Below are 13,635 nucleotides of genomic sequence, written 5' to 3' on the forward strand. Positions count from 1 at the left end.
CCTGCTCTGGCTGTAGTCGGATCTCCAGGGGCATCCTCGCCGGCATTCTTTGCCGCGCTTGCTAATCGGGAGTGAGTAATGCCAGTCGACCTTGCTCGTGAGCCTGCTTTGTCAGGTCATGTTGACTTCGATTTCTCCAACATCGAAGCCGGAGTCCGAAAGGAGTTGCGGCAGTTGTGCAAGCTGGACAACTACCACGCTCCGCTCGCCATACTCACCGACTTCGCAGTGATCGCCTTCTCTGTCTATCTATGTCTGGGTCTGTCCTGGTGGTTCTATCCGATATCCGCGATCCTGATCGGTTCCACGCAGCGGGGATTCGTCAACCTGCTGCACGAGTCGTCACACAAGGTGCTCGCCCGGAACCAGAAGCTCAACCTGATACTCGGCACGATCTTCTCCGGCTATCTCGTGCTCCACCTGTACAACCCGTACCGGAACACGCACATCGGCTACCACCACCGCTACCTGGGCGATCCCGAGAAGGATCCCGACTACTCGTTCCACGTCGAGTGCGGCCTGTACGACCACCGAGAATCCGATGTGGTCTTCTTCGGCAAGAACATCCTGCTGAGCATCCTCGGCTTCCGCACACCGCAGTACATCAAGTACGTCATCGACGACCGCATCTTCTGCAAGATGCCGCAGGCGAAGGTCTCCATGCCTATCTCGCTGCGTGCGGAGCGTCTCATCATCGTCGCCCAGTGGCTCGCCATCGTCGGTATCGCATTCGCGTTCGGATGGGCAACTCTTATATTGCTCTTCTGGTTCGTGCCCATGTTCACGACCGCCATCGCCATCGGTTGGCTGACGGAGCTCGCTGAGCATTACCCGCTGCCCGAGAGCGAAGAAAAGCAGGTCCTCATGACCCGCAACCGGCACGGCTGGGCCATCGAGAACTTTCTGCTCGGACGGCACCACGACAACTACCACCTCGTGCACCACCTCAACACGGGTGTGCCGTTCTGGAATATGAAGAATGCGCACGCCGCCCTGCTCAAGGACAAGGCATACGCGGGTTGGGACAGCATGTGGGCCGGCATCGTCACCCGGCCGCCGGGGCAGGGAAACAAGGAGACGTTGATCAGCTACGCCTCGAAGTACCGCAGATGGCGGCGCGAAGGCGGGGATCCGGCGACGGCGTCCACGACCTTCGCCGAGGTACTGGCCATGAAGCACGCCACCCAGCGTGCCGCTGAGCTTGAAGGTGCGACCCGATGACGATCACGAACCTCACCACGGACGGACGCGACATGAGCATTGTGGAGCCTGACCTGCGGTCTGCCACCGCCGCCCTGAAAGTTCTGGCGGCCGGCCTGTCCTACCGAACCGCGTTCGCGGAGAGCGCCCTGCTGCGGGAGACGCTCTGGCCCGCGGCCAGCCGCTACATCGTCGCGCAGAACCGCGCGGGCCTTCTCCGCCGACTGCCGATTCTCGCCGAGGCCGGCTACGCCGTCGGTGTCGAGGTCGTCGGCGAGGAGGCCCAGGACGCCGCGGAGATCCAGGGCGTCGTGGCCGAGTACGAGGCGCTCATAAGCGAATCCAGCGAGGCGTTGAGCCAACCCGTACAGCTCGGCTTCGACCTGTCCAACGTGGGCGCTCTCATCTCACCGGAGATGGCGTACGAGAACACGGCCCGCCTACTGGAGGCAGCTGCCACCAAGGGCATGGACATCATCATCAGCATGGAGAACTCCACATTCGTGGACGGGATCCTCGACGTGTTCCGGCAACTGGCCGGTAAGTACGACAACGTCGGCCTGACCCTCCAGGCGCACCTGCACCGCACGGCCGACGACATCGAGTCGCTCGCCGACACGGGCGCCAAGTTCCGCCTGGTCAAGGGTGTCTACCGGGAGTCGCCCGACGTGGCGCTGCCCCGCGGACCAGAACTCGACGAACGATACGTAACCCTCCTCGAACGGCTGACCACCCTCCAGAGCCGGGTCACCTGCGCCTCGCAGGACCCCGCCGTGCACGATCTCGCCGCTCGTCGCGGGCTGCTCAGCCGCGTCGAGGAGGTGGAGATGCTGCACGGCGTACGGCCCGATCTCCTCCGCAGCCTGCGCGACCAGGGTGTGCCCGTCCGGGTCGCCACCGTGTACGGCGAGAACTGGTGGCTGCACTTCCTGCACCGCCTCGCCGAGTACCCGCCGAACGTCCTCACCGCCCTGGCAGACCTGCACGATCCGCGCCGGATCGAGTTCGGTCGTGACTACCGCTGACGAGCACACGGCGGCGGTCCTCGGCCGCACCGACGAGGAAAGGATGCCCGTGTCTACCTCGACTCACCGGGACGCAACCGACCGGAGCGGGGGGATCGGTCCGGAGACCCGGCAGATCCTCACCGACCTGATCCGGGAGAAGTACCCGATTTTCGTCATGCCGTCGTGGTTCGTCACCACCGAGGCGGCGCAGGTGGGTCACCTGCTGAGCGCGGCGGTGGGGGAGCTCACCCGCCGAGACCCGGCACGGCGGCACCGCACGTTCTTCGCCAACTCGGGCCTCGAGGCGCTGCACGGTGCGGTCAAGTTGCTCCGCCACCACGGGCTCGACCGGGCGCACCAGCATGGCGGCCGGGTCGTCGTGCTGGATCCGGACCCCATGCTGGCCCGCCGGTTCGATCCGCTGGACGCCGGCCCGGCGAGAGCCCTGGTGCCCGGCGTCGTGGTGGTCGACACGGCCGCCGAGTTGGAGCGCCTGCTCCGAGACGGTGAGCACTGCGGCGTCATCCTCCGGGACACCGCACTCGACGAGGCCCAGGCCGGTCGCCTCGCCGTCGAGTGCCGGCGGCGCGGCGTCCCGATCGCACTCGACCTCGGCACCTTCGACTTCACCCGGGCGCGTTCTCCGCTCGCCGAGGCGGTGGAGCCCGATCTCGTCCTCGTCGGTGGGTCCCTGACGGACCACGAGGTGCCGTTCGGGGCGGTCGTCGGCACTACCGAACTCTTCGCGGTCTGGTCGGGGAAGCGCGCCTTCCTGCACTCGAACACCTACGGCGGCAATTCGCTCGCGATGCGCAAGGTCATGGCCGTGCTGCACCGCAGGTGGTCGGCCGACGCCCCGGTCCGCAGGGCGTCCGAGGAACTAGCCCGAGACTGGGGGCGAACCCTGCGCGCCTACGCCGAGCACGTCAATCCGGGCACGGCGGAACTGCACCGCAAGACGTACGGGGCGCTGCACGTCGTACGCGCCTCGGGTTCGCGGCTGACCGTGCAGCTGGACTCCGGGCGCCGCGTCGAGGTGCTTGACGGGCTCTGCGGCGCGGGCCTGGGCGTCAACGGGCACAACCCGGACGACCTGGTCAGCGACGTGCTGGATCGACACGACGACGACGTGGACTACGTCGCTCGGTTGGAGGAGGTGCTGGCCGCGGAGACGGGGCTGGCCCGATCCTTTCCCGCCGTCAGCGGCGCGTCCGCCGTGGAGAACGGCGTCACCCTCGCCATGCTCGCCCGACCGCGCACCGGCCGGATGATCGTCTTCCGGCACAACTACGGCGGCAAGACTTTGGTCTCGCTGCTCGCGACAGCGGCGGAACGTACCAGGGAGCCCTTCGGGCCGCTCTACGAGAACGTGCGATATCTCGACCCCTTCGGCCCGGACGTCGTCAGCGAGTTTCAGGCGGAACTCGCCACCGGGGACGTGGGTCTCGTCTGGATCGAGATCGTGCACGGCAGTTCCGACGCGTACGAGCCCATCCCCGACGAGCTGCTCGCCGTCGTGGCCCGGGAGCGTACGACCCACGGCTTCCTGGTCGGGGTCGACGAGGTGCTGACGTCGTTCTACCGGTGTGGCCGCCGGTTCGCCTTCCAGGGCCGGCTGCCCGAGGTGGACATCGTGTCGTTGTCGAAGGCACTGAGCTACGGCTGTTTTCCGACCGGCGCCACGATGGTGTCCGAGTCGGTGTACCAGCAGGCCCGCCGGAGCGCACCGGACCTCGTGGACGACCTGCGCAACCGCCACGCCGACCAGTTCGGGGCACACGTCGCGCTGCACGCCGTCGCCCAGGTCGATCGCCTCGGACTACCGAGCCGGACCGAGGCGCTCGCCGCCGTCGTGGCCACTGGCATCGACACCCTGCCCCGGCGATCCAGGAGCATCGGCCGTCGGTTCGTGGTCGGGCTGATGGGACGCCTGGAGGTGCTACCACCTCGCCTGATGCGCCGGTTCGTACGCCAGGACGGCGACGCGCTGACGACGATGACCATGCTGTGGTGGATCCTCCACGCCCGGGTGTTCGTCGTCTACGACCTCTTCCTCCTTCCCACGATCGCCAGCACGGCCGAGGCCCGGTACTTCGCGAGCCGCGTCACCGAGCTGGCCGCGACAAGCCCGTACACGATGCTGCGGCAGGTCGGCGCGCTCGTCGTGCGGGAACGCCTCGCCGCCCTTCGTGGCCGCCGCCGACCGGACGTCGAGCACCTACCGCTGAGGAGCGGCACATGAACGATCAGCCCGAGGCCGTGGTGCGTCGATTCTTCGACCTCTTCGACAAGGGGGACCTTCCTGCGATCAAAGGGCTGCTCGACCCGGAGTTCGAGTGGATCTACCACGGGCCGCCGTCGCTACCGTGGGCAGGCGTCTACCACGGGGAGGTCGGATTCGACCGGTTCTTCGAGATCGTCCGGGGCCTGATCCGGGTTCGCGAGTGTGTGCCGTACCGGTTCATCGCCGCCGGCGACGAGGTGGTCGTCCTCGGGGTGAGCCGCACCGACGTGATCGCCAACGGCGCCGAGTACGAGGCGCAGTGGATGAACGTCTTCACGGTCCGCGACGGGCTGATCGTCCGCTACCTGGACCTCTACGACACGGCCACTGTGGTCGAAGCCCTCCAGAAGAGCGCCGGACCGACTGACAGCGGTCCCCGTCAGCAGCGTCCCGCCTAGGAGGTCGGAGCGATGCCGACGGACGGCGGCACCGGTGCCGTGAGCATTCCGGAAGCATTCGACCAGGTCCTGCGTACGTCGCCGGAGCGGGTAGCGCTGCGCTGCGGCGCGGACGCGTTGACCTACCGGGACCTCGACGTGTGCGCACACCGGGTGGCCCGGGACCTGGTCCACCGGATCGCCCCCGAGGACCTCGTCGCGGTCTGCGCGACGGTGTCGCCCCAGGTCGTCGCAGCCCTGCTCGGCGTCCTGCGTGCCGGCGGGGCGTACCTGCCGTTGGACCCCGGGCTGCCGGATGCGCGGCTGGCAATGATGCTCGCCGACAGCGGAGTACGGCACGCCCTCGTGCGCTCGCCGGACGCGGAGCGGATCCGGCGGCTGGCCCCGCCGGGGATCGACGTGCTGGCGATCGACGACCAGTACGGCCCGACGGTCGCCGACCGGGTGGCCGGCACCCGCGACCTTCCAAACCTGGGCGGGACGGCTCTCGCGTACGCCATGTACACCTCCGGCAGCACGGGCCGGCCGAAGGCGGTGCTCATCGAGCACGTCTCGGTCGTGGCGCTGGCACGTCACGACCGGTTGGGCATACGGCCGCAGGACGTGCTGTTGCAACTGGCGCCGCTGACCGTCGACCCGTCGGTGTTCGAGATCTGGGGCGCACTGCTCAACGGCGCCACTCTCGTACTGCCGCCCGACCCTCGTCCGAGCCTGCACCAGATCGCCGACCTGCTGGTGCGGTACGAGATCACCGTGCTGCGGTTAGCGGCACCGCTGCTGGCGATGGTCGTCGACCATCACCGCGCTGCGTTGCGCGGGCTTCGGCTTCTCGTGTCCGGCGGCGACCGGGCGTCGGTGCGGGCGGTCCGCGAGGTCCTGGCCACGGTGCCGGATTGCACGGTCGTCAACGGCTACGGACCCACCGAAGCGACCGTCTACGCCACCTGGCACCCGATGACCCGCTACGACGAGGCGTGGCCGTCGGTGCCGATCGGAACGCCGTTGTTCGGCGGTCCGGCCCTCGTGCTCGACGAGCAGCTCAGACCCGTGCCACCGGGCCAGGTGGGGGAGTTGTGCGTACAGGGGCCGGGGTTGGCGCGCGGTTATCTGCGGGACCCGGGCAAGACCGCGGCGTGTTTCGTACCGCATCCGTCGCGCCAGGGCCAACGGGTCTACCGCACCGGCGACCGGGTCCGGCTGCTCCCCGACGGAAACCTCGAATACCTCGGTCGCGGGGACGACCAGATCAAGGTGCGCGGCTACCGCGTCGAACTCGGCGAGGTGGAACGCGCGCTCGACGACCACCCGTCGGTTCGTGAGGCCGCGGTGGTCATGGTGTCGGCAGTCCCCGCCGGCCGCCTCACCGCGTTCGTCGTGCCGGTGCCGGGGGCGCACCTCACCCCGGCCGAGGTGCGGGTCCGACTCGCAGCCGTCCTGCCCGGCCACATGGTCCCGTCGGTGACCGTCGTCGGGGCGCTGCCCCGCACGGCCAACGGCAAGACCGACCGGCAACGGCTCGCCGCCCTCGGCGCGGTGCCCGCTGCCGGCGTTCCGAGCGGCGATGCCGAGATGACCGGAGCGCAGCGGATGATCGGCGCCATCTGGGCGCGTGTCCTGGGCCAGCCGGTGGTCGGGGCCGACGACACCCTCCTCGGTCTCGGCGGCGACTCGCTCGCGGCACTGGAGATCCTGGCCCACCTCCGGCGTGAGTGTGGTGTGTCGCTGTCCCTCGCGGACCTCATGGAGGGCTCCACCGTCCGCGACGTGGCACGCCGCGTCGCGCAGGGCAGCGGCTCGCCGACCACCCGCCTGGCACCAGGTGCGAGCGTGCGGGTGCCCTTGTTGCCGAGCCAGGAGGGCGTCTGGTTCGAGGATCGGCTGGCCGGCGCGGGCCGGTACAACATCGGCCGGACCTTCATCGTCCGCGGCACACTCGACGAGCCCGGCCTGCGGCGTGCCATCCGCGCGCTCGCCGACCGCCAGCAGGCCGTCAGGACCGTCATCGCGCATGACGCGGACGGGCTGTGGCAGGTCAGCGCCGCCGACGGCGGCCCCGCCGTCACCCTTACCGACCTGCGGCACCTGCCGTTCGACGAGGCGCGACAGGCAGCACAGACCCGGATCGACACCGCCGCCGCGCGCCAGGTCGAGCTGGGCGAGCCCCTCGTCCGCATCGAGGTGCTCCGCCTCGCCGACGACAAGTGGATGGTCGACGTCAACCTCCACCACCTCGTCGCGGACGACTGGTCGTGCGGCATCTTCTTCCTCGAGCTGGCCACGCTCTACGAGAACCGGGAGCACCTCGACGAATCCCCGCTGCCACCGTTGGAGTTCCAGTTCGCCGACCACGTACGCCGCGAGCGCCGCCGACAGGCCGAGCGACGCGCGGAGGTCGCCGAGACACTGCGCCGCCGGTTCGCCGGTTACCCGGGGCCGTTCGAACTGCCCACCGACCTGGCGAGGCCCGCAGCGCCGACCGGAAACGGTGACCTGGTCCGCCTCGAACTCGACGCCGAGCTGACCGCCGCTGCCGCCGCCGCTGCCCGACAGCACGGCGTGAGCCGGTTCATGCTCGCGCTCGCCGCCGTCCACGTCGTCCTGTCCCGCTACGCCGAGCGGGACGACCTCGCCCTCGGAGTGCCCGTCGCCGGCCGGGATGTCCCGGGCAGCGACCGCCTCATCGGCTACTTCGTCACCATGTCGCTCGCCCGCATCAACCCTCCGCCGGACGCCACGGTCGCCGATCTGTTGCGGCACGTTCGTGAGGTCTGCCTGGAGCTGTACGGGCAGGAGGGCGTGCCGACGCACACCGTTGCCGAGGACGTCGGCCTCGGCGGTGCGCCGCTGTTCCAAGCGGTCGTCAACTACCAGCAGCGGTCGAGCGGCACGCTACGGCTGGGTGCCGCCCAGGTCACCGCCGTGCCGCCACCGCCCCGAAGGACCGCCAAGTTCGACCTGTCCTTCGGCTTTCGGGAACTCGGTGACCGGGTCGCCGTCGAGGTCGAGTTCAACACGGACCTGTTCCGCGCCGACACCGTCCGGCAACTCGGCGAGCACCTGTCGAACGCGCTCCGGTGGCTGAGCGCGCACCCGACCGACCCCCTCCGGCAGGCGCGACTCGCCGGACCAACCGAGTTCGCGGCGCTTGCCGTCGGCGGCCAGGTGCCCGCCGTCGACGCCGCCCCGGGCCCGCTGCACGAGTTGGTGCGCGCCCAGGCCCGCCGAGGGCCGGACCGGATCGCCGTGGTGGGCGACCAGGAGACGCTGACCTACCGGGAGCTGGACGAGCGCAGCGACCGCGTCGCGGCGGGACTGCGCGCGGCAGGGCTGCGCCCCGGCTCGTACGTCGCGGTCTGCCTGGAGCGGTCGCCGGAGCTGTTGGTCGCCCTGCTCGCTGTCCTGAAGGCCGGTGCGGCCTACGTCCCGCTGGACCCGTCGCATCCGCGCGACCGGTTGACACGGATGATTGTCGACGCGCAGGTGGCCCTCGTCCTTTCCGGAAAGGGCCTCGTCGAGCAGCTCTTCGGTGCCGAACCCCTCGGCGCCCCCACTGTCGACATCCGGCAGTTGCAGGAGTTCGCCGGCCCGGACGCCAGCCCGCTTCCTACCGGCGTGGGCGACGCCGACACCCCCGCCTACGTCATCTACACCTCGGGCAGCACCGGCCGCCCGAGGGGAGTGGTCGTCACACACGCGGCAGTGGTCAACACCCTGTACGGCAACCTGCGGCGGCATCCGTTCCGGCCCGACGACATCTGGCTGCAGACGACCTCGCCCGGCTTCGACGTCGCCGCGTACGAGCAGTTCATGCCGCTGCTCTGCGGTGCCACCCTGGTCTACTGCTCCGACGAGCACCGCGCCGACCGGGGCGCCTTCACCCGGTTCGTCGCGCGCAACGGCATCACGGTCCTCGTCTGCGTACCCTCCTTTCTCCGGGCGCTGGCGCGTCCCAACCTGCCGTCGCTACGGATCCTCCTGGTGGCGGGTGAACCCGCCGACGAGCGCGACACACGCCACTACTCCGCCACCACCGTGGTGATCAACGGCTACGGCCCGACGGAGGCGGCGATCCTGGCCACCACCCACCAGGTGCTTCCCGACGATCTTCGGACCCGGGTTCCGATCGGGCGACCGCTGCCCGGAACGTCGGCCTTCGTGCTCGACCGGTTCGGCCAGCTCGCCGCCGTCGGGGTGCCGGGGGAGCTGTGCTTGGGCGGCGCGGGTCTGGCCGTCGGCTACTGGAACGACCCGGCGGCGACGGAAGCCCGGTTCGGCGTCGTTCCTGCCGTCGGCGGTCAGCGGCTCTACCGCACGGGGGATCGGGTGCGCTGGCTGCCCGACGGCAATCTGGACTTCCTCGGGCGCCTCGACGACCAGGTGAAGCTGCGTGGCTTCCGGATCGAACCGGCCGAGATCGAGACGGTGCTCGCCAGCCACCCGGACGTCGCCGAGGCCGCCGTGGTGCTGGCCGGCGAAGGAGACGACGCCGAACTCGTGGCCTTCGTCGTCGGACAGGTCGCCTCCGACACGCTGCGCGCCTTCGTGGCGCGCAGGCTTCCCCGCTACATGATCCCGGCGGCGTTCATGGCCGTGCCACAGATTCCGACGAACGGCAACGGCAAGACCGACCGCAGGGAACTCGCCCGCCGTGCCGCAGAGCGCACCGACCGACCCGGCGGGGAACAGCACCGGGCCGCCGCTGAGGGGCCGATGCCGGCCGTCCCGACCCTGTCCACGACGGCGCGCGTGGTCGCCGCCCTCTGGCGCGAGATCCTGCACACCGAGGTGAGATCGCTCGACGACGACTTCTTCGACGTCGGCGGGCACTCGCTGCGCCTGATCCGACTGCTCACCCGGATCGAGGAGGTCACCGGCGTCTCCATCGACATCAGGGATTTCCTCGCAGAGCCCACGGTCGGTGCCGTGGTCAGCCGGATCGAGGGCCGCCGGGAGGGGGTAGCCGTCGCGAGCGCCCAGGCGGTGCCGGAGGAGTCAGCCCTGCTCGACCCCTCGTGGCGCTTCCGGGGCACCCCTGCCGTACCTCCGCGGAACGTGCTGCTCACCGGCGCCACCGGACTGGTCGGGATGTTCGTTCTCGCGGAACTGCTCCGGCACACCGACGCCGAGGTGCGCTGTCTGGTCCGAGCCACCTCGCAACGGGAGGGCAGACGGCGGCTCCAGGAGGTCGCCGACCGGTACCTGGTCGCCCTGGACGTCGCGAATCCACGACTCACGGTGGACGTCGGGAACCTCGCGGCGCCTGCCCTGGGCGCGACCGCGGCTACCTGGGAGGCGCTCACGGACGTCGACGCCATCGTGCACGCCGGCGCACGGGTACACCACCTGTCACCGTATTCGGTGAACGCGCCCACAAACGTGCGTGGGACCGCCGAACTCCTCCGCCTGCTCGATGCGGGGCGCGCGAAGCGTCTGCACCACCTCTCGACGACCGCGGTGTTCGCCGACGGCCCTGCACGCCAGGTCGACGAGTGGTCCTCCACAGCCGACGAGCGGCACTCGCCCGCACGCGGGTACTCGGCGAGCAAGTGGGCGGCCGAGCGCCTGATCGCCAGGGCGTCCACACAGGGCGCCGAGTCGGTGGTGTACCGGCTGGGTCGGGTTTTCGGCGACACCGTCCACGGTGCCGTCAACGTCGACGACATGTTCTGCCGCCTGCTGCTTACCGCCAGGCGGTTGGGGTGCTATCCGACCGGCGCTGCGGCCCGCGCCGACCTGCTGCCCGTGGACGTCGCCGCGCGGGCGGTGGTCAGCGGGGTGCTTGACGACGCACCGATGCCGGTGCAGCACCTCCACCAGCGCTACGGCGTCGACCTCGGTGCCTTCATGGCGGTCCATGACCGGATGTTCGGCACGACGTCGTCCGCGGTGCCGCTAAGCGTGTGGGTCGACCGGATCCGTGCGGCTGCGGCTGGTGGCACCGAGTTGCCCGCCCTGCCCTATCTGCACCATCTGGGCGACGACGGCGTTCGAGGCGGGGCGCGACTCGACAGCGACGCCACCGTGCGGGACCTCAACCGTCGCGGCGTCACCCTGCCTGCCTTCGGCCCGGACCTGATCGAGAAGTGCTGGGGGTACCTGCACGGCCAGGGACATCTTCAGGACGAAGGAGTGGAATGACCCCTGTCCAGCCTGACGCGACCGCTGCGGTCGCCGAATCGGCCGACCATCCGACGTACCCGATGAGCCGTGGCTGCCCGTTCGACCCGCCACCGGCTGCCAGCGCGCTCCGCGCGGTCGGCCCCCGACGCGTCACGATCTGGGACGGCAGCCACCCGTGGCTCTTCACCCGGTATGACGACGTACGCGTGGTGCTCTCCGACCCCCGGTTCAGTGCCGACAAGTCACGGCCCGGCTTTCCGCTGTCCAGTGGCGTGGCGGCGGCGGAGGTGAATGTCGGCGCCACGATGCTCGTCATGGACGGGCAGGAGCACGCCGCCAACCGGCGGATGCTGATGCCCGAGTTCACCGTCCGACGCAGCGAGGAACGTCGCGCACAGATCACCCGAGTGGTCGACGGCCACCTTGACGCGCTGATCTCCGCCGGGAGTCCGAGCGACTTCGTCGCGACGGTGGCGCTGCCCACCGCGTTGTCGGTGATCTGTGAGCTGCTCGGCGTGCCGCACGAGGACGCGGAGTTCGTCCGGAGCCGCACGGCCACCATGGGTATGGTGGGCTTGACGCTGGCGGAGGCCACCGCGGCACGCGGCGAGATCTTCGACTACCTTGTCGCGCTCATCGGCGAGCGTGACCGGCGACCACGGGAAGACCTGATCAGCCGGTTGACGGCGCGGCACGTGCGCAGCGGGTCCGTGACCCGCGAGGTGCTCGCGGCGATGGCGTTGCTGGTGCTGACGGCGGGCCACGACACCGCCGCGAACATGATGTCCCTCGGTGTTCTCGCCTTGACGCAGCATCCCGAGCAGTTCGCGTACCTCCGTCGCGACCAGACACCGGCGACCGTGTCGCGGGTGACTGATGAACTGCTGCGCTACCTCACTGTGGTGCAGCGCGGCATCCGGCGGATCGCCACCACGGACGTGGAGGTCAACGGACACCGGGTCCGTGCCGGTGAGGGCGTCATCGCCGCAATCGACGTGGCGAACCGGGACGGTGACCATTTCCTTCAGGGTGACGAACTCGACGTCACCGCGCCGGCCCGTCACCATCTCGCCTTCGGGTACGGCAGCCACCAGTGCATCGGGCAGGCGCTGGCCCGAATCGAGTTGGAGGCGGTGTATGGCGGCGTCGCCCGGCGCACGCCGGGGCTGCGGCTCGCGACACCGCTGGAGGCCGTCCGGTTCAAATCAGACATGGCCGTGTACGGCGTGCACGAGTTGTTGGTGACGTGGTGAACCGACTCTGTCCCCGGAGGTTGTGGAGATGCGGGTAAGTGTGGATGCCGGCGCGTGCGTCGGAGCAGGTCTCTGTGTGCTGACGGCTCCCGAGGTCTTCGACCAGGATCCGGAGGACGGCATCGCGACCGTACGTGCCCAGGACCTCTCCGCCGACTCGGTGGAGGCTGTGCGGGAGGCGAGGTCCGTCTGCCCGGTGGAGGCGATCGAGTTGCGGGAGGAGTGACGGGACGAGCTGGCGCTACATGTTCCGTAGCGTGTAGGGGGCCGACGCGTATTCGCCGCCCTGCACGTCGTCCCCCTCGGCTGGGTCGTCGCCGTATCCGTGCCGCGCGGCGTTGTCGACGGGCCGGTAGCCGATCGCCGCCCATCCGGCGTCGTCCCAGAATCGCTTGGCGTTGTCCGAGACCGCGTACAGGGTGCGGAAGCCCGGATCGGGCGCGGTCAGGGAGGCCAGGATGAAACCGGTACAGTCGCGTGGGCTGAGCCAGGTCGCCGCGTGGCGCGGCTCGGTCGGGGCCGACTCCATACTGCCGATGCGCAGGCAGACCACCTGTGTGTCGAACTTGTCGTGGTACAGACGACCGAGCGCCTCGATCCCCGCCTTGCTGACGCCGTAGAGGCCGTCGGGACGCACCGGCCAGTCCGGGTGCACCAACTCGTCAGCCGGATAGAAGCCGGTGATCCGGTTGCTGCTGGCCAGCACGACGCGACGCAGGCGATGTCGACGAGCGGCCTCCAGCACGTGGTACGTGCCAAGCACGTTGACGTTCAGCAGATCGGCCAGTGGGGCCTCGTCGGCGATACCGCCGAGGTGCACCACGCAGTCGACGTCCTCCAGAGCCGCGACGACGGCGTCCGGATCGCGTAGGTCGACAATCCGTGCCGTCTCGGTGGGGCCCGCGTCGGAGATCGGCTGCTCGTCGAGGAGGACGAGCCGGTCAGCGTGCTCGGCCAGAACCGGGCGAACCACCGTTCCGATAGCGCCGGCCGCGCCTGTCAACGCGACTGTCCCCAGGGTCCTGGCCATGGATCCATCCTGTCAGGTTGGTGCCGGCGGGGCCGCCGACTCCCGGCGGTGTCGCGGGAGGTGTGGCCGGTGGAGCCGACTGTTGGCTGTCGGCGGCCTCACTTGTCAACAGCGTGATGCAGGCGACGATGCCGACCTTGAGCCGAGACTCCAGACCGAGCTTCGCCATGATCTCGGTGACATGGTGTTTGACGGTGCGTTCGGAGATCGTGAGATTACGGGCCACCTCGGCGTTCGCCATCCCGCACCCGAGGGCGTAGAAGACGTCCTTCTCCCGCTCGGTCAAGAGGTTGAGCCTGCTCGTCGCCTCTTCGAGGACGGTCGTGACTGTCAATCTGTACTC

9 protein-coding genes are annotated in these 13,635 nt (G+C 69.6%); 7 read left to right on the forward strand and 2 right to left on the reverse strand.

What is annotated here, in order from left to right:
- Positions 1–78 precede the first annotated feature (78 nt).
- Genes ACLQ23_RS17055 through ACLQ23_RS17085 form a run of 7 tightly spaced genes read left to right on the forward strand, consistent with a single transcriptional unit; the run spans position 79 to position 12,488 of the window.
- A complete protein-coding gene (locus tag ACLQ23_RS17055) occupies positions 79–1,221 on the forward strand; it encodes a fatty acid desaturase family protein (protein ID WP_053660807.1) in 1,143 nt (380 codons plus the stop codon).
- A complete protein-coding gene (locus tag ACLQ23_RS17060) occupies positions 1,218–2,225 on the forward strand; it encodes a proline dehydrogenase family protein (RefSeq protein WP_355593406.1) in 1,008 nt (335 codons plus the stop codon). The genes ACLQ23_RS17055 and ACLQ23_RS17060 overlap by 4 nt, the downstream gene beginning before the upstream one ends.
- Positions 2,212–4,449 carry an aminotransferase class III-fold pyridoxal phosphate-dependent enzyme gene (locus tag ACLQ23_RS17065; RefSeq protein WP_355593408.1) on the forward strand — a complete coding sequence of 746 codons (2,238 nt, stop codon included), beginning with the start codon at positions 2,212–2,214 and terminating at the stop codon, positions 4,447–4,449. Before ACLQ23_RS17060 ends, ACLQ23_RS17065 begins: the two co-directional genes overlap by 14 nt.
- Entirely contained in the window at positions 4,446–4,889 is a 444-nt protein-coding gene (locus tag ACLQ23_RS17070; protein ID WP_053660801.1) for a nuclear transport factor 2 family protein, read from the forward strand. The genes ACLQ23_RS17065 and ACLQ23_RS17070 overlap by 4 nt, the downstream gene beginning before the upstream one ends.
- Positions 4,890–4,901: 12 nt before the next feature.
- Positions 4,902–11,027 (forward strand): amino acid adenylation domain-containing protein, encoded by a 6,126-nt coding sequence (locus ACLQ23_RS17075; RefSeq protein WP_425880797.1) that lies wholly within the window; start codon positions 4,902–4,904, stop codon positions 11,025–11,027.
- Positions 11,024–12,262 (forward strand): cytochrome P450, encoded by a 1,239-nt coding sequence (locus ACLQ23_RS17080; protein ID WP_053660796.1) that lies wholly within the window; start codon positions 11,024–11,026, stop codon positions 12,260–12,262. Before ACLQ23_RS17075 ends, ACLQ23_RS17080 begins: the two co-directional genes overlap by 4 nt.
- A 28-nt stretch (positions 12,263–12,290) precedes the next feature.
- On the forward strand, positions 12,291–12,488 hold the full coding sequence (locus tag ACLQ23_RS17085; RefSeq protein WP_053660984.1) for a ferredoxin: 198 nt from the start codon (positions 12,291–12,293) through the stop codon (positions 12,486–12,488).
- Positions 12,489–12,503: 15 nt separating this feature from the next.
- Here ACLQ23_RS17085 and ACLQ23_RS17090 read toward each other — a convergent pair whose 3' ends face one another.
- The gene (locus ACLQ23_RS17090; RefSeq protein ID WP_053660794.1) at positions 12,504–13,292 is read right to left on the reverse strand and encodes an NAD-dependent epimerase/dehydratase family protein; all 789 of its coding nucleotides are present in this window, start codon (positions 13,290–13,292) and stop codon (positions 12,504–12,506) included.
- The gene (locus ACLQ23_RS17095) at positions 13,204–13,626 is read right to left on the reverse strand and encodes a response regulator transcription factor (RefSeq protein ID WP_197281667.1); all 423 of its coding nucleotides are present in this window, start codon (positions 13,624–13,626) and stop codon (positions 13,204–13,206) included. Before ACLQ23_RS17095 ends, ACLQ23_RS17090 begins: the two co-directional genes overlap by 89 nt.
- Positions 13,627–13,635: the final 9 nt, after the last annotated feature.

The organism is Micromonospora sp. DT41 (assembly GCF_049841715.1).
Taxonomy (GTDB): domain Bacteria; phylum Actinomycetota; class Actinomycetes; order Mycobacteriales; family Micromonosporaceae; genus Micromonospora; species Micromonospora profundi.